Here is a 22,606-nt window from a genome sequence, read left to right on the forward strand (position 1 = left end):
AATTTTGCCCCGGATTAGCGTTCCATGTCGAGGTTGACGAATAGAATATTGCTGGCAGCTTTGCTCGGTCTGTTCCTTACAGCGCCCGGCATCGTCCGTTCGCAGGGTTTCAACGCCAGGACGCTGCAGCGTGCCCAGCAGCGCGGGGAGACGGGGAACCTTTACGGTACAAACCCTTACGAGCAGACCGGCGAGGAGGGAGAGGAGGGCCAGGACGGCCAGCCGCAGGATACGACCAAGAAGGAACGCCGGATCCGCAAGCCGCTCGAATCGTATTTTTTCAGCGATTCGATCCGCGCCCTGAACAATTTTCGCTGGAGCGTCAAGCGCGACTACAACCGCGTGGAGATAAGCCCGCTCGACACGACGCTGACCGACTGGCGGATCGACTACCCCTTCTTCCGCGAAGAGGTGGGCGACATCGCGCAGGGCGCCCTCGGGCAGACATCGCTGCCGATGAACTATTTCCGGCGGCCGCAGTTCTTTGATTTCAGTTTTGCGAGTCCCTACTATGCGTATACGTACGACATGGAGAACGTTCCGTTCTACAATACGAAGAAGCCCATCATCCGCATGACGTACCTCGAGTCGGGGCAGAAGCGTTTCCGGGAGGAGAACTTCAATATCATGCACGCGCAGAATATTTCGCCCACGACCGGGTTCAACGTCGACTACAAGGCACGGGGAACGCGCGGACAATATGTCTGGTCACGGACGAAGAACCACAACCTGTCGGTCGCCTTCAGCCATACGGGCAAGCGCTATTCGGTGCATGCGGCCTATTACAACAACCACATCGAACAGCAGGAGAACGGCGGCGTGGTCGGGACATGGGCTATCGCCGATACGACGTTCCAGATGCCTTCGGGCGTGCCGATGAAGCTGTCGGATGCCGAGGCGCAGAACACTTACCGCAACAACGCCTTTTTCATCACGCAGTCCTACGCCCTGCCGTTGCAACGCGTGACGGAGAACGACTTTTCGCTCGCCGACCTGTCGGCGGTCTATATCGGCCATTCGTTCCAGTACAGTTCGTGGAGCAAGGTCTATTCGGACAAATATGCGCGGTATATCGACGAAAGGGCGCACCGGGACGAACAGGGCAATTTCGTGCCCGATACGCTGGACTACTACCAGAACTGGTATATCAACCCCGACCAGACGCGCGACTCGATCTACGAGCGGGTGATTTCGAACCGCTTCTTCGTGCAGGCGCAGCCCTGGGATCGTAACGGCGTGGTAGGCACGATTGATGCAGGCATCGGTATCGACATGCATACCTACTCGCAATTCGAAATGAGGGATTACCAGACGGGAAAGTATACGAAGGTCAACAAGACCAGCTATTTCGCATACGGTTCCGTCGGAGGAAAGATAAAGAAATATGTCGACTGGGACGCGAACCTCAAGTTCTACCCGTCGGGATACAGAGGCGGAGACCTCACCATCGGCGCCCACCTGGCGCTGACGGGATATCTCCGCGGACACCCCCTGATTCTCGAAGGCCGGTTCACGATGGATCGGCGTTCGCCCAACTACTGGCAGGAGAATCTGTTCTCGAACCACTACGTGTGGTCCACTCCTTTGAATAAGGAGAATGAAACTCGGTTCGAGGTGAAGTTTTCAGTCCCCGATTATGCGTTTGAAGCGGGGGCATGGCAGGGCGTCGTCGGCAACAAGATCTTTTACGACAAGGAGAGCCAGATCGCCCAAAGCAGTGACAACGTAAGCCTCACGAGTGTGTACGCTCGCAAAGATTTCCGCTTAGGCGGACTTCATTTGGACAACAGGGTATTGTTGCAGTGGAGTACGAATCAAGAAGTTGCACCCGTTCCGCTTTTGAGCGCGTTCCTTTCGTATTATTACGAGTTCTGGGTCGTGCGCAACGTATTACGCCTTCAGATCGGTTTGGACGGACGCTATAACACGCGTTATTATGCGCCCAGTTACAACCCTGCGCTGTCGGCCTATTACAACCAACGGGACGTCGAAGTAGGCAATTACCCCTACATGGACGCCTTCGTCATGGGAAAGTGGAAGAGAATGCGGATATTCCTCAAATATCAGCATGTGAACAAGGGACTGTTCGGAAACGGGGAGTATTTCTCCGCGGCGGGTTACCCGCTCAATCCGGGCATGTTTAAAATCGGTATCTCATGGGGTTTCTATGATTAGCGTATTGTTCTGCGCGGTATGAACTGCCCGCAAAACAACATTTTATGTTAAAAAAGACAGTTTTAACTTTTGCGTTCTTAACAATCCTGACGACTTTTTACGGCTTTAACGCCCAGTTCAGCACACCCGTGACGGACGACATGCTGCTGAACGACGATGCGGCCGATTTCGGCAATTCGCTGCTCGGTGAGGGCGACTATGTGATCTCGGCTTATGACAATGTCATTCGCAACATCAGCGAAAAAGAGGGCCACGACTGGCGCCTGATGAGCGCCATCGCCTACCATGAATCGCGGTTCACGCCCGACATCACCTCGCGCAGCGGGGCCCGCGGGCTGATGCAGATCATGCCCTCGGTGGCACGCCAGTTCGACGTCCCGACCGAGCAGGTCTCCAATCCCGAGACCAACATATGGTTGGCCAACAAGCTGATGTCGAAGATTATGAACACGCTCCGTTTCCCCGAGGGGACTCCCGAGAAGGATCGGATGAGCATCATCCTGGCCTCGTACAACAGCGGGATCGGCCATGTGAACGATGCGAGGCGCCTGGCACGGCTCAACGGCGAGGATCCCAATTCGTGGGAGGTCGTGGCCCGCTACCTGCAACTCAAGGCGCAGCCCGAGTATTACGAGAGCGAGGCGGTCAAGTGCGGACGTTTCACCGGCAGCCGGCAGACGCTGGCCTACGTGAACGACGTGATAGGACGCTATGACAAATACTGCCGGATTGCTCGGAGATAACTCCGGCAGGAATTGAAAAGTCTGAATCTACAGCAAAAAGGCTGAACCCCTGGGTTCAGCCTTTTCTCTTTATATCTTCTGAGTTGCCGGCGGACTTGTCCGGCGCCGGGTCAATAGACCCACTGGAAATCGTCGACGTACATTACATTTGTCGTGCAGCCCACCATGTAATCGCCGTAGGCACTCGTGGAGCAGGAGATGATGATGCTGTACTTGCCGGTGGGGCGTCCCGCAGCCGGGTCGTAGAAGTTGAGCGGCAGGGTAGCCTCTACCATCTGCCCGCCTTCGGTCGACTTGTCGATGAACAGCGACCCGTAGGCGATGAGCTTCCCTTCTGCGGTCTGGGTGGTTTCCGCCGGATCCCAGGTGCCCGTGGGGGCACCCGTCCCGGATGCGACCCGGTGGCGGCTGCTCCAGTCTACGATGGCCACGAAGATACGCGCCTTGTCCGGATCGCCTTTGCCGACCGGGGCCCCGGGATGTTTGCTGGCGTCGATCGTGCCCAATGTTGCGTGGTATTTCACCTTCATGCCCGAAGGGCGTGCCGTCCAGTTGTAGGGCTGTCCGAATTCCACTACGCCCGTCGTCAGGCCGTCCTTGTAGAAGATGCCGGACATTAGGTTGCCGGCTGCGATGCTGACGATGGGCGGTGCCGCCGCGGCCAGTTTTGCGCAATAGCTGCCGCCCATTCCGGCGTAGGTGCCCTGCGTGCAGAGCGACCGGGCGAACGAGTTGTTGCCGCTGGCCCAGAACTCCGCATTGGTATTGTCCGAGGTGAAGCACGACAGCCCCGGGTTCTCCATGTTCGCGTCGGGAATCGTGTCGCCCGCGGGTGCCGTGTATTCGGCGGTTTCGGTTTCCTCCCCGCCGACGAGCAGCCGGAATTCATAGGTCTGTCCGGCGTAGAAGCCCTTGGTCGTGACGAGGCGTTTTACGGGGATGCCCGCATCGTTGGTGAGGCTTGTCCATTCGGGTGCGATCGTGCTCGTAAAGATACCGCTTTCGTCCTGTGCGCCCTTCTGCGTCGTCTGCCAGTCGGCGGTACCCTTCAGACGGTACTGGACTTCGGCGGTGGCGTAATCTTCGGGCGTAACCATCGTGGTTACGACGGCCGTGTTGTTCCAGAGGTCGATATCGCGGATACCGATCTTCACGTTGGTGGGCTGGACATGGAGCATCCAACGCTCCGTGCGGCCGTGGCAGGTGACGTCGACCAGACGTACCGTTTCGAAACCCGTGGCGGAAAGTTCCTCGGCCGTGGGCGAGTAGGTGGTGATGTCGGCAGGCCCCAGTTTGAGGCTGGAGACCGTGACGGCCTTCAGGTCGGTGCCTTCGGCGACATAGGCCGTGGCCGTACGCGCCTGTGTGTCGATCAGTGTCGATCCGATCTGCCCGGCGACGGTGAATGACCGCGCGATGGGCTGCTCGGCCACGATCGTCCACTCGTAGTCCTGATAGAGCGAGAGCGTGACGTAGAGCGGCGCCCGCAGGTCGAACTCCCCGCACAGCGGCTGCGAAGTCCTGATCTGGCTGATGAATTTCTCTTTGTCGGTCATCATCGGGTTGGACGTGGCGACGTCGAATTCCGCCTTGTCGATGGTGACCTTGCGGATATCGGTCTTCTCGTCCAGCATGAGCGTCACGGTACGGTTCACGAGGCTGATGCCGGCCACGGTGAACCCCTCGCCCTCGATGCTGCGGATGTTGAGCTCGATGGTGGGGTACGGTAGGTCGTTCTCGATGCACGACGCTGCCAGCAGGAGCGCCGCCGCCGAAAAGAGTATGCGTAGGTATTTCATAGTTTACTGCTTTTTCTTGTCCCACAAATGTATCGTCATACCGAAGTTGATGGCCGCGATATTGAGCCGGAAACGCATGTTCGAAGCCTTGCGTGAACCGATCTTGTTGCCGTCGGCATCCTTCTGGGTGATGCTCGTATACTGTATGCCGCCCAGCCCGAACGAAATCGTCGCGCAGACGTTGGGGAAGATGTATACGGCAGCTCCCGGGTTGAACGCCAGCTTTACCTGCGTTTTGTCGTTGTAGGTGCGGTTGGGTGCGCCGCCTTCGTTATGATCCGGGTCGTATGCGAAGCTCGAATGTCCCGTCGAGAGCGCTAGCTCGAACTCGGCGAAGAGTCCGAAGCGTCCTTTGGGGTCGAGCCCCGCATAAGAACGGTGGAAAATGCCGAATGAGTATTCGTCGCTCGAAAGATCGACGTAAGGGAGCTGCCCCGAGAGGTCATTGCCCTCGCCCGCATCGAAGTAGGTGTTGTCGAGCGTGCCGCCCATGTGGCTGTATCCGAAACGGATGCCGATGCAGTTGTTATCGCGGTAGAAATAACCGACGAAGGGTTTTACCGTTGCGATCGTGGCATCCGCATCGATGTTGTCGAAGATGAGCATGAGGTCGGTGTCGTCGCTCGAAACCGTACCGTAGGAGGCCGTAAGACCCATCATCACTTCTCCCTTGTAGGCGAATTTGAGTTTGTTGATCTCGCGGTCGATGCGGCGGCGCGTGGGCAGGAAACGCTCCACCTGGGGGCGCTTGTGCTTTTCGGCCGGCATGGCTGCGGGCATCGTCGCCGGGGAGGCCGCCGGGGCGCCAAGGGTACCCGCTGCGGCTGCGGTGTCCGTTTCTGCGGCGAGTCCCGAAGTTGTTTCCGCCGTGGCTTCGGTGCCCGTTCCGGGGGTGTCCGAAGTTTCCGGGGGCACGGTGTCCTCGTTGCCGGAGGGGGTTTCTTCGACTGCGGCCGTAGCGGCCCGCTGCACCGCGGGGAGGGCTTGTCCCGTCTCCGCTGCGGCGCCGAGCGTGATGAATACCGATAAAATGGAAAGTATGATTCGTTTCATGTGCGTGCCGTGTTTAGAGATAGAATGCCATGCCGAGCCCTATCGAGAAGATATTGACTTTGAAGTTCATCATGCTGGCGTCGCGCTTGCCGACCGTCACCTGGTTGTGTACCTGTTTGGTGTGGCTGTAACTGATGCCCATCACGCCGACGTTGACCTCGACGGCCATGTTGTTCGTGGCGAAGGCGATGATACCCGGCGAGATACCCAGCGAGAAGGTATAGCCCGTCTGGTAGGTGCCCTTCACCGGGGAGTCCTTGGCAAAGCGTGCCTGCGTGCCGCCGCCCGAGAGCTGCATCTCGTTGAAGAGCGCGAAACGCTTGTTGCGGCCCAGGGGGATGTACTGGCGCCAGATCATGGCCACCGAATAGCTCTGTTGCAGCGAGTAGCAGTCGTTCAGCTCGAAGTTCAGGTCGGAGTCCTCGCCGCCCAAGTTGAGGTCGGCCTTGTCCAGCTTGAGCAGCGAGCGCGAATAGATGAAACGGCCTCCGAGTGCCATGTTGTCGCGGAAGGCATAGGCGATCATCGGGCTGACCTTGAACGTGTAGCCCTTCGATTCGATGCCCTCGACGACCAGGAACCTGTACGTGTCGTTCGAGTGGGTCGAGTAGGAGGCCGTCCCTCCGAAGATCCATTGCCCGCGCGGGACGAAGAGGTTGTGTTTGTCGGTCAGGCCGCGCTGGCGCCGCATTTCGTTGACGGTCTGAGGATGCTCCTCGTGCAGCATACAGCTCGTGCTGTCGGCCTGCGGGGCGAGGGACGCCGTGGCGTCCGTCTGTTGTGCACGGCTCTCCGGCGCCGTGCCTGCCAGGAGCAGGAGTGCCAGGAGCGTACTGGTGGTTATCTTGCGCATTGTCGTGCGTTTGCGTTTAATCGTTAATATACCCATTCGAAATCGTCGACGTACATCACGTTGGTGGTGCAGGCATCCATGTAATCCCCGTATGCACTGGTGGAACAGGATACGACGATATTGTACTTCCCATCGGGAGCGGCGGCCGTGTCCTGGTAATAGTTTATCGGCAATATAACTTCTACCATTTCATCGCCCTGGGTCGTTTCTTCGATGAATTTGGAGGCATACCCGATGATGGGGCCGTTGGCCGCTTCGGTTTGTGTCTCCGGATCCCAGGTGCCCGTCGGGGCTTTTGTCCCGGCAAATACTTTCTGTTGGGCCGTCCAGTCCACGATGCAGACGAATATCCGGGCCTTGTCCATTTCGCCGACGGGAATTTTCCCGCCATGGAGATTGTAGTTGACTTCCCCGATCGTAGCGTGGTATTTGAACCTGACGGCTCTCGGGCGGGCGTTGTAAGCGAACTTTTTGCCGAAAGAGACGTTGCCGCCCATCCCGCCGAGAACCTGGATGGCGAAGTCTCCCGTGAATAGGTTGCCCGGTGCGGGAACCTTGGCCAGCGTATTATATGTCGCGGACAGTTTGGCACAGTATGTCCCGACGCGTCCCGGCATCGCCTCGTCACGGGTACAGAGTTCCTTGGCGAACGGGTTGTAGCCGCTGCCCCAGAAGGTATAGTTGGTGCCGGAACCCGGGAATTGCTGGGCGCTTCTCCACGATTCCAGGCTTCCGTCGGTCATGGGAGCGCCCTCGTCGGCCGTGAACCGGCCGCTGAGTTCCTTCGAGCCGACCGTCGCTTTGTAGTCGTACGTATTGCCTGCCGATATGCCGGTGCCCTTTTTGAGACGCGAATAGGGCAGTACCGTGGCCGGAGTGCTCCAGTCCGCCGTGGTTTTCTCTTCCCACTGGGGCGCATAGGTCGCCGTGATGAAATCGTCGCCCTGCGGCGTCCCTGCCATCGGCTGCCACTCGCCGCCGCTGCTGCGCAGGCCGAATTGCACGGTGGTGCCGGGCGTGAACGAAACCACGCGCAGCGTGACCGTATTGGCCCACAGGTCGTAGTCGTCCGCCGTTACGGGAACCAGTCCCTCCAGGCGGTAGGTCGTAGCGACCTCCGAGGAACCGCCGTTGGCGTCCTCGATGCGGAACGTCACCTCCTGGTCGCCGGCCTGGCACGAAGCGAAGAACGCATCGGAGAGCGTCAGCCGGACGTTGTATTTGTCGACCGGTTCGAGGGAGATACCCTCGGTCGTGCCGCCGAGCGCGTCGTAGCTCTCGTCGCCGACCGAAACCGTGAACCGGGTCAGTTCTGAGAAGGCCATGATCCGGTATTTCTTCTCTCCGGATCGGTACTTCTGGATTTCGGCGATGTCGAACCCTTCGCTGATGACGGCCGGATCGGGGCTGAAGATGATTTCGTCGTCCTTGTCGTCGGTACCGGGGTCGACGCTGATCAGCACGCAGTCGATATAACCGGGCAGATCGGGCGAATATTTGAACGTGAGGGTATACTTGCCGCCGGCTTTGACATTGGTGATGTAATCTTCCATTTCCACGTTCTTACCCTCGACATGCGTTCCGCGGAAGAGCCAGGCCAGCGACGTCGTGCCTGCGGGCAGGGTGTAGTAACCCGTCCCCTCGGTCGTGAACCTGAGCGCCGGGACACTGCCCGCTTCGGCGGCTTGCTCGTCGACCTTTTCCCCGCCGGCGATCCATACGGAATAGCCGGGGGCGAGGTTCTGGAGGATCGAATCGTCGAATTTCACCTCTACGACGGTGTTCACGATTTGGCAGACGACCGCAACGTTTGTGGTTTCGCCGGGTTTGACGGTGAACGTCTCCTCGCCCTTGTATAACCGTTTCGTGAAATCGGCGGGGGCTTCCTCTCCGGCTTCGACCGCTACGCGATAAGTGCCGGCCAACAGTTCCAACCGTTCGGGACAGGCCTCTTTCGAGGTGTATTTGCGCAGCAGGCCGCCCTCGTCGTTGTAGATGTAGACGGTCTGGTGCTGCAACGGGTCGTATTCGCCGGTGTCGGCCGTCTGCCGGGTCGAAACCGTCATCGCCATGAAGCCCGTGCGCCCGTCGGTGCCCGGGGCTGCGTCGTCTTTCGAGCAGGCCGCGCCGAGGAGCACCGCGAGCAGTACGGCAAAATATGAGATATATCGTTTCATTATCGGTCGGCTTTAGTGGACGATGAGTTTGACAGTCTTGTGCGTCAGTACATTATCGTTGTCCGTCACGTCGAGGACGAAATTATGCTCGCCCGGGATTTCCAGCAGTATCTCGACGAATTTGGTGATCGAGAAGGTCACCGACGTCCGGTTCTTTACCTGCTCGTTGATCGGGAACCCGAATTCGCCGTGCAGGACTTCGACCAGTTCGTCGGGGATGTCGCAGATGTCGAATTTCTCCGGCAGGTTGATCACCGGCAGCAGCGGCCTCAGCGTTTCGGAGTCGATCGTCACGAAGAACGACTTGATGCCTTTGTCGGCCTCGATGTCGATGTCGATCACCATGTCCTTCTGCACTTCGTATTGCTGGTCGATGTCGTAGCCGCGCCACGTGATCCGGGGGCCCGTCTGCCCCGAGCTTTTATCGACTACGAGCGTCAGTACGGCTTCGGACGAGACGCCTTTTGCATCGGTCATCGTGAAGGCGAAGGTGTGCGTACCGTCGAATTCATAGAGCGCCCTGATCTGCCCTGCGATGTTGAAACTCTTGGCCGTCTGTCCTTTGAGCTCGCTGCCTACGGGGTAGCCGAAGCCCTTGAGGATAATCCCTGCCACCGAAGATGCGTCGAGGGCGCAGAGGTCGAATGTTTCGGGCAACTGGATGGCGGCCATCGACGCCAGGAACTGGCTGTTGGTGGAGCCGACGGTCACTTGCAGCGATTCGATGCCGTTGCGCGAGGAGAGGTCGAATGCGAACGGCTCGATGCAGTTCCCCTCCGCGTCGAACATGGCGTCGGTCAGCGTGAAGGGCTGCGTCATGTCGTGCCCGGGCCAGGTGAGTGCCGGGGCGTTGGGGTCTTCGAGGAGCTCTTCCCCGAGGTTTTCCGTACCGTCGACGACGAACTTGTTGTCCTGGAGGATGCTGTTGTCGACTTTGACCGAGAAGAGGATGTTGCCCTTGTCGGCGTAGCCGATTACGACCGAAACCTTGCGCCACTGCCCGGCCTTGACCCCGGTGATCTGCTTGCTGAATTTAGCGGGGACACCGGTGTCGGCGAAGGTGCCGTCGAATGCGAAGTCCAGGGTGTTTTCCAGTGCCTGCGGTTTGAAATAGGCCGCCCGGGTTTCGGTTTTGGGGAAATCCAGGCTGGTGTCGCCCAGCGATACGGTGGCCTTGCTGGTGTCGGCCAGCATGTCGGCCAGTTCGGGCGAATATTCCACCGAGACCTTGATGTTCTGCAGGGTGCAGACCACCTCTTCGGGCGAGGTCGTCTGTGCCTTGGTGATCGTAAAGTCGCTCGTCGCACCGTAGACGGGGTGTTCCCAGTCCGCGCCGGGCATCGTGTCTTCCGAGCGGACTTCCATGCGGTAGGCGCCCACCTTCAGTTCCATCGGCGTCTTGAGCTGCTCCTTCAGCTCGGCATAGGTCATTTCGAGTACCTGCGCGTCGGCGTCGTCGAGGATCTCCACGATAAAGCTGTCCACGTCGGGAGCCGTGGCGCGCGTCCCGGATGCGGTGCGTGCGGCCTGCGTCTCATCCGACGTGTCGTCGGGACGGATTTCGGTTTCGTCGTAGACGACCGTCATCGAGAGGTTGCCGATCGACAGATAGCCGGTCATCCCGGCGGGCTCGGGGTTCGGATCCTCCTTGTACGGGGGCTCTTCGTTTACACAGCCGGTTGCGAAGAGTGCCGCAACCGCTAACATCGTGAGAAATTTGGTAAATGTTTTCATATCTTTCCCTGTTTTTATTTCTTTTCGGTATCGTCGATGGCTCCCTCGTTGACCTCGCAGTCGAGCGTCCGGGTATCAGTGTAGCTGTCGCCGAGTGTGATGGTCAGCGTGGCGCTGCCCGCGTTTTTTGCATCGTAGGTGATGATGTGGCAGGTGCGCGGCGTCGTGGCGTCGAGCGTCTGGGCGGAGAAAGTCACTTCGGGGCCTTCCCCCGTGCCCGTCGGGCTTTGGCGGCGTGCCGTGCCGGTCACCGTGAGCCGCGTGCCGCCCCTGACGAACACCGGTTCGTCGGCAGGGTCGCTGCCGGGCGTGAAGGCGAATTCATTGCCCGAGGCCGTCGTCACGGTGAACCTGGCGTCGTGGAAATAGGCGAGGAACTGCTCCGTGGCGCGGATTACCACCTGCGAATTGGCCACCGTGGCGGTCAGATCTGCATTTACCGTGCGCCGGGGCAGCACTTCGATCTTTTGTTCGGCATAATAGTAAGGTTTGCCGGCTCCTTCCGCATCGGGGTCGCCGTGGGCGATCGCGACGGTGTAGGCGCCCATCCGGAAGACGGTTTGGCTCTGCTCGAACTCGGTGAGCGTATCCCATTTCTGCGTGCCCGTTTCGCCTGTTACCGTGAGCGAGAAAGCCCCGGCTTCGGGCGCTTCGGGCGTGCCTGAAGCCTCGGCCGAAGCCGTGTCGATCGACGTGTCGGTCGTGCAATTGACGGACAGGGTGCCGTACCCCGTCTCGTCCGTCTTGTTTTCCGTGGAGCATCCGGCGGCCAGCAGGCACGCCGATGCCAATAGATATATAAGTTGTTTTTTCATAGCAGTCCGGATCGTTCGGTAAAAGATGTTGTCGGGATTGTCGGTTGCCTCGTGCGCTGCCGGGAGTACGGCGGGATGTGCCTCAGCACCGCCGGTCGGATTACCGGTATGTGAAATCTCCCGAGGCGTTTGCATGAGGCCGGATGTCCGGGATTTTATGCGCATGGGTACGAGTTTTTTATTGGCAATGTGCAAAAATAGCCATGCGGCGCGTATCTTGGAAATAAATTCAACGAACGTGCGGTTTTTCATCACGAACACCCTGTCCGGCGAGCATGCCCGTATCTCGTTTTCGCCTTTCACAACACCCGATGCACCCGATGGCCGCTGTGTCGCTTGTCCGTCGGTTGCGCGACGGCCTGCCGTGGCAGTCCCTCCCCGCAAGAAAAAACCTCCCTGCGATTGCAGGGAGGTCGGGGATAAAGGCCTCTGGCCTTCCGGATATTCCGGCGGGTTAGTATACCCACTGGAAATCTTTGACTGAAAGGGTATTTACGGTTCCATTCAGATAGTCGCCATAACGGCTTGTTGAACAGGATATGATAATCGTGTATTTCCCATTCGGTGCCGGGGCATTTTTGTCATAGTAAGTAAGAGGAATGCTCAATAATTGATCCGCACTCTTATCCTCTTCGAGATAGACAACGCCGTATGCAATTAACCCTGTTTTTTCGGTTTCACTCAATCCGTCCAGTGTTTCAGGGTTCCATACTCCGCTCGGTGATGCATTGTTTCCTGATGTTACATTGTGCCTTGCATCCCAATTGACAATGCATACCATAATGCTTGCCTGGTCATGTCCTGACGTAAGTTCATTGGCATGACTCCACTTTGTATAAAAGTCGGAACCGAAAGAGGTTTTGTATGTCAATTCGAGTGCGGTAGGTCGGGCTGTGTAGGTGTATGGCTGCCCGAACCCGACTGTCCCGTAAGAACTCGCGCCTAAAACTCCAGATTTGGTGAATGTAAATGTCCCTGTAAACAAGTTGCCAGGAGCCAGAACCTTTATGATATTCGCGATGTTCACTCCCGAGGCCGTCATTACCGTATAGGGAGTAGCGAAAGAGCAGAGAGTTTTAGTTCCATTGGTCATTATATTATTGCCGCTTCCCCAGAATGTTGCATTCGTATTATCTGTAGTGTAGCATGAGCTTCCCGCAAGGGTCGGTATTGTGTCTCCTGACTTTTTTGGGAATTCTCCCGATATTACCTGCTGGGTATTTTGGGCATCCGTGTATATAAGTTGGTATTCATAGTCGTTTCCGGCAAAAACACCTGTCGTATTGTCAACCGTATAGGTCATCTTGCCCGATGCATTGGCTGTTCCCTCAGACCATACAGGTTCAATCGTCCAAATGCCATTTCCACTGTCCGAAGCATCTTTCCAATCCGTTGTGCCTTTTATGCGGTACTGCACTTTGACGTTGGTCGCATCCGACGGGACATCGGTCACAGTAAACGTCGCCGTATTAGTCCATAAGTCAGCGTCGTTATTGTATGTAATAGGTGTCGGAATTTGGAACGTCAGTTTTTGTACGGTTTTCTGCCCGGCCAAATCTGTAACTTGGACTTCAAAGATATGCGTACTGCCAGGTGCAGCGCCTAATTTTACCAGTGGGACAAGGTTGGTAATATTAAAAATTGTAGATTTTTTGTATTGAATCTCTGATGTGCAGGCCAGCCCAAGATCTTTGAATTCGATTGCTCCTAAAATAGACGTTTCGTTGAAAAGGTCAAGGGTCGTGATGCCCATATCATTGTTGAGATAATCGGACGTTATATTTACCGAAAGGCCGGCAATTCCTCCCGGGACATTGATTGTTACGGCCGCAGAATAATTGAGGCTCATTCCACTTTCATCGGTGGTAATGTAATGCACTTGGTCGATTGTTTTCCCGTCTTCCTCCGGCCATACGAGCGACGGGGCGTCGATGGGGGCGAACTGCAGGTCGGAGACCGCTTTCGTATAGAGCGTTCCGGCTTTGAAGGCTTCGGTGCGGTTGACCGTGACCGTAGCCATCTGGTTGTCGGAGCCGATTACGTCGAGCGTCAGCGTGGGGTAGAGGTCGGCCGGGACGTTGAAGAAGGCTTCGACCTTGTCGGCGCTCGCCCCATCGGGCGTGTATTGCAGTGCGATGACGTTCGACTGGTCGGTTGTGCTGAGGGTGGCAGCCGTTTCGGCACCTCCGTTCTCGAGGGCGAAATCGAGGCTCGAGGCCGAAAGCTTTTGGGTTTCCCCGCCGGCGGTCAGCAGCAGGTATTTCACCTTGTCGGCCTGCGTGGCGATGGAGAAATCGAGGATCGACGTGAGGCGGTGCAGCGTGAAAGCGACGGGGTTGCCGTCCACTTTGCCCGCCTCGTCGGCTGCGCCGTATGCCTGGGGAGTAGCGACCAGCGCGTCGTAGGCGCTGTTGAAATCGTTGCCCGTCTGCGTACGCAGGTTCCCGAACGGGAGGTTGGCCGTGGTACCTGTGACCTGCGCGTGGGGGAAGAACGCATAGTAATTGCCGCCGCCCGCTACGAAATCGTTGAGCGAACCTTCGAATGCGGCCGAGGCGGTGTTGTAGTCGAACTTAGCGGCTGTGGCGGGTGCCGTGCCGCCGGTTTTGACCGGCAGGATGCCCAGGGCGTCGCCGGCTTCCCATTCGGCCGTGAAGACGCTTTCGCCGACATTGATGTTGGCGCGGGTGCCGTCGTTTTCGGCGACATTGGCATAGACTTTAATAAGCGAACCGTTGCTGGTTTCCGGAGTGGCATTCGCCTCGTCGAACTTGTTGCAGCCGGCCAGCGATACGATGGCGGCTGCACAGAAGAGCGGTTTAAGAATTTTTTTCATGGCGCTGCGGTGTTAGGCTTCGTCGGATTCGCTCATGAAGCTGTCGTCATAGGACATCGGACTAACAGGCCCGCTTGGATTTGATGTGGCAAACCCCTTTTCAGTCGTAATCTCGATTACTTCGATGGTAGGGACAGAGTACTTCCCCCCCCCTTGTTTGGCTAATTCAATTCCCATGATATGCAATAGTTTAAAGTTACGTAACAAAAGTAGATTCGCGTAGCCGTAAATGAAAATAAATTCAATGAACCGGAGGATTTTTCCAATGAATCAGCTGATTTGAGGGATGGCGGCCGGACTGAAATGATAAGATGAAAAACGTAAAAGTATGTACGGTGGACAAAAAAGGCCATCCGGGAAATCCGGATGGCCTTGTGACGAGGGTGCCCCTGTCTGTTATTTCACGTATTTGTCGAGCCAGCCGAAGAATTCGCGGTTCCAGACGAGCGAGTTCTGGGGTCTGAAGACCTGGTGCGCCTCGTTTTCGAATTCCACCAGCCGCGCCGGGATGCCGCGCACGCGGGCTGCCGTGAAGGCTTCGAGCGACTGCGTGTAGGGGATGCGGAAATCGTACTCGCCCGTGAAGATCAGAATCGGCGTGTCCCATTTGCTGACGAATTTGTGCGGCGAATTGGCGTAGGAGCGCTGTGCGACCTGGTTCGACCGATCCCAGTAGGGGCCTCCGTAGTCGTTGTTGATGAAGAACAGTTCTTCGGTCTCGCCGTACATCGACTCGAAGTTGAAGATGCCGCAGTGGGCGATGAACGCCTTGAAACGCTTTTCGTGGCAGCCGGCCAGGAAGAATACCGAGTAACCGCCGTACGATGCCCCGACGCAGCCCATGCGGGTTTCGTCGGCCCACGGCTCCCCGGCCACGTCGTCGATGGCCGAGAGGTAGTCGCGGATGTTCTGCCCCGCGTAGTCGCCCGATATCTGGTCGAGCCACTCCTGCCCGAACGAGGGCAGGCCGCGGCGGTTGGGCGCCACGACGACGTAGCCCTGTGCAGCCATCAGCTGGAAATTCCAGCGGTAGCTCCAGAACTGCGACACGACGCTTTGCGGGCCGCCCTGGCAGTAAAGCAGGGTGGGGTACTTCTTGGCCGGGTCGAAATCGGGCGGCAGGATCACCCACGTCAGCATCTGCTTGCCGTCGGTGGTCTTCACCCAGCGTTTCTGCACCTCGCCCATCCTGATGTTGTCGTAAACCGGTTTGTTGATGGCCGAAAGCTGCGTCAGCGTGCCGTCGGCGGGGTCGACGCCGAAGAACTCGGTGGCCATCGAGATCGTGCACATTTCGGCGACGATCCTATCGCCGGCCATCGAGAAGGCGTTGATGTCGTGGTCGCCGCGGGTTACCACCTCGACCTCGCCTACCGAGGGTGAGATGCGGCAGAGCTGGTGCGTCGCCTCGATCGGTGCGATGAACCAGATCGTGTCGTTGTCCTCCCAGACGACGTTCATGGCGTTGTAGTCGAAATCTTCCGTCAGATCCTGCATGTCGCCCGTCCGACAGTCGTAGAGGAACAGGCGTGCCTTGTCCGACTCGTTGCCTGCGCGGCGCTGTGAAAGGAAGGCGATTTTCGTATCGTCGGGCGACCATACGGGGTATTTGTCGTAACCGGCCATGACGGCCTTGTCGCTTGCGACGGGCTCCCCGGTATTGACATTGACCGGCTTGCAGATGTTCTGCGTCACGCCGCTTTCGAGCACATAGACGAAGATGTCCGAGTCGGTCGAAACGGCGTATTCGGTGCCGGTGAGCGGCTTACAGGTATAGGCCAGCATCGTGCCTGCGTTGTTCCAGGTGATTTCGGCCATGTCGAAATAGGGCGCCAGCGGGGCGTCCCACTGTGCATCGGGCATGATGTCCGTGCCTCCCGTCACGAGGCCCTTGCCCAGTTCGCCGATGAAGATATGACGGTAGGAGCCTTCGTCCCAGTAGTCCCAGTGGCGGGCCATCAGGTCGTCGTAGATGCGGGCCTTCGACTTGTCCATGTCCTCGTATACGTCCGACGATTTGCGCCGCGCCGTCTGCACGGCCTGTACCCACCAGATGTGTTTTTCATCGGGGCTGACACCGAATCCTTCGACGTCGGGGACACCCTCGCCCCCGCCGCTGCCCGTTATCTGGGTCGCGTCGCCGCCAGCGGCGTTCATCCGCCATACCTGCATCGAGCCGCTGCGATCCGACAGGAAATAGATTTTCCGCCCGTCGGAGCTCCACTCGGGGGCGGCGTTGTTCGAGGCCGTGTCGGTGAGCCGCGTTACGGCGCCCGATGCCATATCCTGCACCCAGAGGGTCGTCACGCCGCGGTTCTGGGCCATGTTGTAGTCGGTCTGCGCATAGAGGAGCGTCTTGCCGTCGGGTGAGAGCGATGAGGAGCCTGCACGGCTCATTTTCCACATCACCTCGGGGGTGAGCCTGCCTGCGGCGATTTCGTCGGCCGTCAGGGCGTTGTCGATCGTAAGTGGTTGCGGGCGCCTGTCGTCGCATGCGCCCAGTCCCACAGCTGCAATAGCCATAAAAAGGAGTAATTTTTTCATTTTGGTCGGGGTTTCTTCTATATTATTCGTATTTTCGCGTTCAAATCGAGCCAGCATGGACTATACCGTATATTTTGCAGATAAAGCCGTGGTTTTCACTGCGAAGACCCCTGGCGAGGACTGGTATGCCGTGACGCCCGCACCGGACGGCGGCATATCACGAGCGAAGGTAACGAAAATTCTCGAATCGTACAACAAGGCGGCTGTCGTCACGCCCGATCCCGGGGCAGCGTTCGGGGCCTTTGCCGCGGAGTTCGCGCTTATAGAGGCGGCGGGCGGCGTGGTCGTCAACGATTGCGGCCAATGGCTGATGATCCGCCGCAACGGCCGCTGGGACTTACCCAAGGGGCACCTCGAATGCGGCGAGCGGATCGAGGAGTGCGCGGCCCGCGAGATCGAGGAGGAGACGGGTGTCCGCGCCGGGGTGGTGCGACCCCTGTGCGATACGCTGCATGCCTATTATTTCCCCAAGACCGAACGCTGGGAGCTGAAACGCACCCACTGGTACGAGCTTCACACGGCATCCTGTGACCGGCTTGTGCCCCAGCTCGAAGAGGGGATCGAGCGGGCGGCGTGGTGTACGCCCGCGGAGGTCGCCCGCAACCTGCGGGATGCTTTCCCGACGATCCGCTGCGTGGCGGCGGCGATGGGAAAGTAGCGCGGCGGCGATCATAGGGTTGCGGTGACGCCGGGGCGTTCCGGCTGTCTTTTCTGGCCGGCGTAACCGGTGTGTTTCCCCGCCCTCCCCCGTGGCTTTCCCCGTGGCTTTCTCTTCGGAGCCTTCCCCTGACCTTCCCCTGACCCTTCCCCGGATACTTTCCCGGCGATGCCCGGCGGAGCCCCATCCCGGTTCCCGTCAGGCGAACAGGTCGTTGAGCGATTCGCTCATGCTCGGATGGGTGTAGATCGAATTGCTCAGGTCGTGTGCCGTGACGCCGTGCTTCATGGCTGTGGCGACGGTGTTGATGACTTCGCCCGATTCGGCTCCGAAGAGCGTGCACCCCAGTATCTCGTCGGTCTTGGCGTCGATGACGGCTTTGAGCACACCCTCCGTCGAACCCAGTATCCGCGAACGCGGGAATGCCGCGACGGCGATCCTGTTGACGCGGATGTCGCGCCCTGCCTTGCGTGCCTCCTCCTCGTGCATGCCCACGTGCGAGAGCGTCGGTTCGATGAAGACCGAATAGGGAACGGGGCCCCGGTTGGCCGTGGTACGGGCTCCGTCGCCCAGCAGCACGTCGCGTATGATCCGGAAGTCGTCCAGCGAAACATAGGTGAATTGCAGCCCGCCCGTCACATCGCCTGCGGCGAAGACATGGGGAGCCGTCGTGCGCAGGTGTGCGTCGACCCTGACGGCACCCCGGTCGTCGGTTTCGATTCCGGCGGCCGCGAGGTTCAGCCCTGCGGTGGCGGGGCGGCGTCCCGTGGCGAGCAGCACGGCGTCCCCGACGATTTCGTATTTTCTGCCCGTCTGCGTGTCGGCGACGGCGACCGTGACGCCCCCGGCGGTGTCGCTCACCGATTCGACCCGTGCGCCCATGCGGAATTCGATGCCCTTTTTTTCCAGCGCCTCCCGCACGGCGGCCGCAATGTCGCGGTCTTCGCGCGGGATCAGCTCCGCGAACCCTTCGAGCACGGTGACTTTCGATCCGAATGAGGCGTACATCGAGGCGAATTCCAGCCCGATGTATCCGCCGCCCACGATTACCAGGTGCTGCGGAAGCTCTTCGAGCTCCATGATCGAGGTGCTGGTATAGACCCGCCTGCTCTGCGCGATGCCTTCGATGGGCGGGATTACCGTCTCGGCGCCGGTGTTGATGACGATGTATTTGCCGCCGATCTGCTGTGTCCCCCGGGCGGTTTTCACGGCGATGGCTTCCGGTGAGGCGAAACTGCCTTCGCCCGTGTAGACGTCGATGCGGGCGTTGTCGGCCAGTTTATGGTAATTCTTGTCCCGCAACAGGTCGACCAGCGCCGTTTTCGAGGCGACGGACTCCCTGTAATAATCCCGCCGCTGCCCGAAGGTCAGCGGATGCCCTGCGGCTGCGAGCCCGGCGCTGTGGATCAGGGCTTTGGTCGGTATGCAGCCGATGTTGATACAGGTTCCCCCGTACATTTTGTCCGAGCGTTCGACCATCGCGACGCTCCAATCGTGTGCGGCCAGTTCGGCGGCGAGGGTCTTACCCGCTTTGCCGAAGCCGATGATGACGGCATCATATTGTTTCATAACTTTCCCTGTTTTAAGTTTCCCGGTGGCATGTGGCCTTCTCCGGCTCATTGTTCCCGTAATGCAAATATCGGGGTTTTATGCCGTCGGGGAAATGGCCGCACTGCCGGATGTGTTGGCAATAATTCCCGTTTGCGGGTTGCGGGGCGTTATTCGCCCGCAGGGGACTCGAACCGCAGCCGTGCGGTGTCCTTGTATTTGCGGGAAATTTCGATTTCCTGTCCGCCGACGTTGACCCGCGAGGGGTGGTATTCGCCGACGTTGCTGGCCGGCGGTTTCAAGGTGTCTTTTATCTCGGTCATGTACGGAATGCTGATTTACGGGGCGTCGCTGGTTATCCGGATGCTCCAGAAACCGAAAATCTGAAGCGGGAGCGGCGGCCTCTAAGGGCCGGCGCTCCCGCTTGTCGTTTGACCGTCATTCCGGTTTTTTCAGCAGCCGTTCCTGCACCGCATAGGCTTCGGCGATCAGTTCGGGCGGATAGTCGTACAGTTCCAGGATGCGGATTGCGTTGCGGGTCGTCAGCGGCCCCGTGTGCAGCTGGTAGTCGAAGACCAGCTGCCCGTCGACCACCTCTTCGCGGAAGTGGTGCAGTTCGTAGCCGTCGCTGTCGAGCAACTCCGCCAGCTCGATGTCGTGCGTCGATACCAGCACGATGTGCGGGCCGCGGTTGAGGTGCGCGAGGACGGCTTTCCCGGCGGCGATGCGTTCGGTGGTGTTCGTCCCCTTGAACAACTCGTCGAGGGCGATCAGGCAGGGGACGGAATCCTGTGAAGCTTCGAGGAAGCGTTTGACGGTCAGCACCTCCTGCAGGTAGTAGCTCGTGCCTTCGGCGATGTCGTCCGAAATGCGGATCGAGCTCAGCAGCCGCATGTACGGGGCCGTATAGGAGCCGGCGAAGCATATGTCGAGGGTCTCGGCCGTCAGGGCGTTGAGCACCAGCGTGCGGATGAAGGTCGTCTTGCCCGACATGTTGGAGCCGGTGAGCAGCAGCCCCGTGCCGTCGAGGACGAGCGTATTGGGCACGCAGCCGTCGATGAGCGGATGTACGACCTGCTCGGCCATGAGGTATTTCCCGTCGACGAACTGCGGGCGGCAGGTCTGGGTTTCGCTGCGCAGGCGTGCGACGGAGATTGCGGCATCGGTCTCCCCGATGAAGCGGAACATGCCGTGGATCGCATCGCGCCGGGCCGTGATGCTGCCGATAAAGCGCTGGAAGAGGATCACCTCTATATTGAAGGCGACTTTGGCCAGTTCGATGAAAAGCCATGCGATGGCGGCCAGCTCGTTTGCCGAGTCGCCCTGCGTCCCGACCACGCGGCTGCGGCGTTCGACCTCGGCGACCTGCCGGATTTGTCCGGTGGCCTCCTCCGTGCCGGGCACCTCTTCGACAGCCAGTTCCCGGGCTGTGCGCAATGCCAGCGAAAGTTGTTTTACGGCCGAGCCATAAAGCGAGACGTTGAGTTTGTTGCTGTAATGGATATAGAGGTTCACGGCGAAGATAGCCATGAACAGCAGCAGCGACAGCGGGTAGAACGGGGCGGCGAGCAGCGTCGCCACGGCGAGCAGGGTGAGCGGGTATACCCAGGCGAAATAACGGACTTTGGCCGGCGTGTCGAAAATCAGGCTTTGCAGCCCGTAGGCATCCTCGTCGGTGAGCCGGGAGAGGGACTTGGTACAACTGGCCGCAAGTTCCCCGTTTCGGGAGAAACAGTCCGTGCTGCGGCCGAAAGCCGCGGCATCCTCCTCTCCCCGGAGCGTGCGCATGCGGGCATAAAGGCATTGCTGCCCGACTTTCGAGGTCGTGCGGTCGATCCGCTCGAATACGGCGTTGAGGTCGAGGTCGGCCGTGGTTTCGGCGTCGATCGTGTGGCTGGCGTCCTCCGCCGGGCAGTTGTAGAAATAGCGGCTGATCAGGTCGAAGTCGTACGGCGGGCGTTCTCCGGCGGGAGGCGCCGAAGGCCGGAAAAGGGCTGATAGATAGCTTGTCGGTTTCATAATCGCGTGCGTTTATAGGTTTTCGTGTGCGCGTCGCGCCGACGAATGCTTGCGTGATCCTTGCCTGAACCTGCGGTACGGCGTCATACCGCCTTTGGCTGCGTATCCCCGGCCTGTGCCGCAAACATCTCTCCCTGCCCGGAATCATCACCCCGGGGCATCGTGCCTGCGGAACCGTGCCCGGTTTGCAGGGGCTATGCCGGACTTCGTCCGCCGTTTGTTCAGACCTGCGGGGCGGCGTTCATCGCCCGGGCGATCCCCTCGGCGATCTGATCCAGCGCCCCTTGCAGCTTGTTGCCGATCATCATCTTCATCATCATGTTCAGGTCGATGCGCAGCACCAGCCGCAGGCGGGTGTCCGCGGCGGAGACTTCCTGCAACTGGATCCAGAATGCGAAATCCATCGGTACGCCCCCGTCGTCGCCGACGACCTTGACGTATTTGCCCGGCTCGCGCTCCTCCATGCGGAGTTTCACGGTGAAGCCTTTGGCCTTGAACGAACAACTGTCCTCGGTCGCCTGCCACTCTTCGACCTTGTCGGCAAGGGCGGGCGTGAGGTTGTCGAAACGGCTGATGACCGCGTAAATCTGTTCCGCGGGACGCAAAACCTGTTGTTGCTTGGAGATATATTCTTGCATTGCGTGTGTATAACTTGTATGAAATGTGTTTCAGAAATCGGATGCGGTTTCGGGCGCTGTAAAGATAGCGTTTTTTTGCGTGACGCGCAAAACCGGCGCTATTCCGGTCGGGGAAAGAAGGCCGCCCGGTAGCGGGCGATGTCCAGGTCGTCGGCGATCTTGCGGGCGAAGAGGTACGGAACTTCCGCCGCCGTGTCCCGTGCCTGCAGCAGCCGGGGCAGGTCGTCGGTGCCGAATGTTTCCGGATGGGGCGCCCCTTCTCCGCCCCACCGGGTATAGACGAGGGGACGGCGCGTATTCGCACCGGCGAATTCGGAAATGCCCATCAGGGTCTGGAAAAAGATCTCGTCGCCGCAGTGCGAGTGTCTGAATGCGCGGATATAATCGGGGTGGGTGCGCAGATAATCGAACACAAAATCCCGGAAGCGGTCGGTGACGACGATCCAGTTGGAACCCTTTTCGAGCGGCGGCAATGTTCTGAAATAGGGGTTGTCCCCGGGGCGCAGCCGTTTGTAGAGCCTTTTGCGGAAATAGCCCGGCAGGTGCCCGATCCAATCGTTCCTGTCGGGGTAGTGGCACCACTGCATCTTCTGCGTCAGCTCGGTGATGTGCAGTTCGGGCTGCATGTCCGCGAACTGCCGCGGGTAGCACGCTTCGAGGAAATCGTGTATCTGCCCGCAGGGGCGTAGCGGCAGGGTGTCGCCCGAGAGAATGGCGATGTAGCGGTAGTCGCCGTTACAGGTGGCCCGGAGCAGTTTGAGCATGCAGTCGATCTGGCCGTATTCGCCCCAGTACACCTTGCTGCGCGGGTGGATGAAACGTGCCAGGGGACGCAGCGGCGCAAAATCCCCGATGTCGGATTTCGCATCGACATGGATGAAAATATCCGCTTCGGGGTGCTGCAACTGTCGGCACAACTCCTGCAGGACAGGGGTGTATTTATGGCATTCGATGCAGAATGCGATGCGGAAACCGTCTGCCATGGTCGTAGTGTCGCGGGGCGTTGGCCGGGCT

Annotated in this window: 16 protein-coding genes; 3 read left to right on the forward strand and 13 right to left on the reverse strand. The window is 59.1% G+C overall.

What is annotated here, in order from left to right; genetic code table 11:
- The first annotated feature begins 24 nt into the window (after positions 1-24).
- Positions 25-2,175, forward strand: coding sequence for a putative porin (locus tag DW189_RS00130; RefSeq protein WP_055202555.1), 2,151 nt, complete (start codon positions 25-27; stop codon positions 2,173-2,175).
- A 44-nt stretch (positions 2,176-2,219) separates the two neighbouring features.
- Positions 2,220-2,918 (forward strand): transglycosylase SLT domain-containing protein, encoded by a 699-nt coding sequence (locus tag DW189_RS00135; RefSeq protein ID WP_018695149.1) that lies wholly within the window; start codon positions 2,220-2,222, stop codon positions 2,916-2,918.
- Positions 2,919-3,028: 110 nt separating this feature from the next.
- Here the strand turns inward: DW189_RS00135 and DW189_RS00140 are convergent, their stop codons facing one another.
- The 8 genes from DW189_RS00140 to DW189_RS00175 all read right to left on the reverse strand — a co-directional run bounded on the left by DW189_RS00140 (position 3,029) and on the right by DW189_RS00175 (position 16,708).
- Positions 3,029-4,717 (reverse strand): PCMD domain-containing protein, encoded by a 1,689-nt coding sequence (locus tag DW189_RS00140; protein ID WP_117506456.1) that lies wholly within the window; start codon positions 4,715-4,717, stop codon positions 3,029-3,031.
- A 3-nt stretch (positions 4,718-4,720) separates the two neighbouring features.
- Positions 4,721-5,770, reverse strand: coding sequence for a hypothetical protein (locus DW189_RS00145; protein WP_117506457.1), 1,050 nt, complete (start codon positions 5,768-5,770; stop codon positions 4,721-4,723).
- A gap of 13 nt (positions 5,771-5,783) precedes the next feature.
- Complete coding sequence (locus tag DW189_RS00150) at positions 5,784-6,623, reverse strand: hypothetical protein (protein ID WP_117506458.1); 840 nt, start codon at positions 6,621-6,623, stop codon at positions 5,784-5,786.
- Positions 6,624-6,646: 23 nt separating this feature from the next.
- A complete protein-coding gene (locus DW189_RS00155) occupies positions 6,647-8,800 on the reverse strand; it encodes a DUF4493 domain-containing protein (RefSeq protein ID WP_117506459.1) in 2,154 nt (717 codons plus the stop codon).
- Positions 8,801-8,812: 12 nt separating this feature from the next.
- Complete coding sequence (locus DW189_RS00160) at positions 8,813-10,534, reverse strand: DUF4493 domain-containing protein (protein WP_117506460.1); 1,722 nt, start codon at positions 10,532-10,534, stop codon at positions 8,813-8,815.
- A 14-nt stretch (positions 10,535-10,548) separates the two neighbouring features.
- The gene (locus tag DW189_RS00165) at positions 10,549-11,349 is read right to left on the reverse strand and encodes a DUF4493 domain-containing protein (RefSeq protein WP_259295414.1); all 801 of its coding nucleotides are present in this window, start codon (positions 11,347-11,349) and stop codon (positions 10,549-10,551) included.
- Between the two features lie 454 nt (positions 11,350-11,803).
- Positions 11,804-14,185, reverse strand: a complete 2,382-nt coding sequence (locus DW189_RS00170; protein WP_117506461.1) for a PCMD domain-containing protein — start codon at positions 14,183-14,185, stop codon at positions 11,804-11,806.
- 396 nt (positions 14,186-14,581) lie between these two features.
- Positions 14,582-16,708 carry an alpha/beta hydrolase family protein gene (locus DW189_RS00175; protein WP_259295415.1) on the reverse strand — a complete coding sequence of 709 codons (2,127 nt, stop codon included), beginning with the start codon at positions 16,706-16,708 and terminating at the stop codon, positions 14,582-14,584.
- A 76-nt stretch (positions 16,709-16,784) separates the two neighbouring features.
- Between DW189_RS00175 and DW189_RS00180 the strand changes: the two genes are divergently transcribed.
- Positions 16,785-17,387: an NUDIX hydrolase gene (locus DW189_RS00180; RefSeq protein WP_018695160.1), complete on the forward strand. Its 603-nt coding sequence runs from the start codon at positions 16,785-16,787 to the stop codon at positions 17,385-17,387.
- Between the two features lie 198 nt (positions 17,388-17,585).
- Here DW189_RS00180 and DW189_RS00185 read toward each other — a convergent pair whose 3' ends face one another.
- From DW189_RS00185 to DW189_RS00200, 5 genes are all read right to left on the reverse strand, one after another.
- Positions 17,586-18,956, reverse strand: a complete 1,371-nt coding sequence (locus DW189_RS00185) for an FAD-dependent oxidoreductase (protein ID WP_117506463.1) — start codon at positions 18,954-18,956, stop codon at positions 17,586-17,588.
- A gap of 149 nt (positions 18,957-19,105) precedes the next feature.
- Positions 19,106-19,258 carry a hypothetical protein gene (locus tag DW189_RS14320; protein ID WP_022333364.1) on the reverse strand — a complete coding sequence of 51 codons (153 nt, stop codon included), beginning with the start codon at positions 19,256-19,258 and terminating at the stop codon, positions 19,106-19,108.
- A gap of 115 nt (positions 19,259-19,373) precedes the next feature.
- Positions 19,374-20,954 (reverse strand): MutS-related protein, encoded by a 1,581-nt coding sequence (locus tag DW189_RS00190; RefSeq protein ID WP_117506464.1) that lies wholly within the window; start codon positions 20,952-20,954, stop codon positions 19,374-19,376.
- 221 nt (positions 20,955-21,175) lie between these two features.
- Positions 21,176-21,592, reverse strand: coding sequence for a polyketide cyclase (locus DW189_RS00195; protein ID WP_018695165.1), 417 nt, complete (start codon positions 21,590-21,592; stop codon positions 21,176-21,178).
- A gap of 98 nt (positions 21,593-21,690) precedes the next feature.
- Positions 21,691-22,575, reverse strand: a complete 885-nt coding sequence (locus DW189_RS00200) for a beta-1,6-N-acetylglucosaminyltransferase (RefSeq protein ID WP_117506465.1) — start codon at positions 22,573-22,575, stop codon at positions 21,691-21,693.
- Positions 22,576-22,606: the final 31 nt, after the last annotated feature.

It is taken from the genome of Alistipes sp. AM16-43 (genome assembly GCF_003435745.1).
GTDB lineage: Bacteria > Bacteroidota > Bacteroidia > Bacteroidales > Rikenellaceae > Alistipes > Alistipes onderdonkii.

What these genes read in the sequence shown, in the direction of transcription:
- DW189_RS00130 (WP_055202555.1), top strand. Translation starts at nt 25, where the DNA reads ATGTCGAGGTTGACGAATAGAATATTGCTGGCAGCTTTGCTCGGTCTG.
- DW189_RS00135 (WP_018695149.1), top strand. Translation starts at nt 2,220, where the DNA reads ATGTTAAAAAAGACAGTTTTAACTTTTGCGTTCTTAACAATCCTGACG.
- DW189_RS00140 (WP_117506456.1), bottom strand. Translation starts at nt 4,717, where the DNA reads ATGAAATACCTACGCATACTCTTTTCGGCGGCGGCGCTCCTGCTGGCA.
- DW189_RS00145 (WP_117506457.1), bottom strand. Translation starts at nt 5,770, where the DNA reads ATGAAACGAATCATACTTTCCATTTTATCGGTATTCATCACGCTCGGC.
- DW189_RS00150 (WP_117506458.1), bottom strand. Translation starts at nt 6,623, where the DNA reads ATGCGCAAGATAACCACCAGTACGCTCCTGGCACTCCTGCTCCTGGCA.
- DW189_RS00155 (WP_117506459.1), bottom strand. Translation starts at nt 8,800, where the DNA reads ATGAAACGATATATCTCATATTTTGCCGTACTGCTCGCGGTGCTCCTC.
- DW189_RS00160 (WP_117506460.1), bottom strand. Translation starts at nt 10,534, where the DNA reads ATGAAAACATTTACCAAATTTCTCACGATGTTAGCGGTTGCGGCACTC.
- DW189_RS00165 (WP_259295414.1), bottom strand. Translation starts at nt 11,349, where the DNA reads ATGAAAAAACAACTTATATATCTATTGGCATCGGCGTGCCTGCTGGCC.
- DW189_RS00170 (WP_117506461.1), bottom strand. Translation starts at nt 14,185, where the DNA reads ATGAAAAAAATTCTTAAACCGCTCTTCTGTGCAGCCGCCATCGTATCG.
- DW189_RS00175 (WP_259295415.1), bottom strand. Translation starts at nt 16,708, where the DNA reads ATGGCTATTGCAGCTGTGGGACTGGGCGCATGCGACGACAGGCGCCCG.
- DW189_RS00180 (WP_018695160.1), top strand. Translation starts at nt 16,785, where the DNA reads ATGGACTATACCGTATATTTTGCAGATAAAGCCGTGGTTTTCACTGCG.
- DW189_RS00185 (WP_117506463.1), bottom strand. Translation starts at nt 18,956, where the DNA reads ATGAAACAATATGATGCCGTCATCATCGGCTTCGGCAAAGCGGGTAAG.
- DW189_RS14320 (WP_022333364.1), bottom strand. Translation starts at nt 19,258, where the DNA reads ATGACCGAGATAAAAGACACCTTGAAACCGCCGGCCAGCAACGTCGGC.
- DW189_RS00190 (WP_117506464.1), bottom strand. Translation starts at nt 20,954, where the DNA reads ATGAAACCGACAAGCTATCTATCAGCCCTTTTCCGGCCTTCGGCGCCT.
- DW189_RS00195 (WP_018695165.1), bottom strand. Translation starts at nt 21,592, where the DNA reads ATGCAAGAATATATCTCCAAGCAACAACAGGTTTTGCGTCCCGCGGAA.
- DW189_RS00200 (WP_117506465.1), bottom strand. Translation starts at nt 22,575, where the DNA reads ATGGCAGACGGTTTCCGCATCGCATTCTGCATCGAATGCCATAAATAC.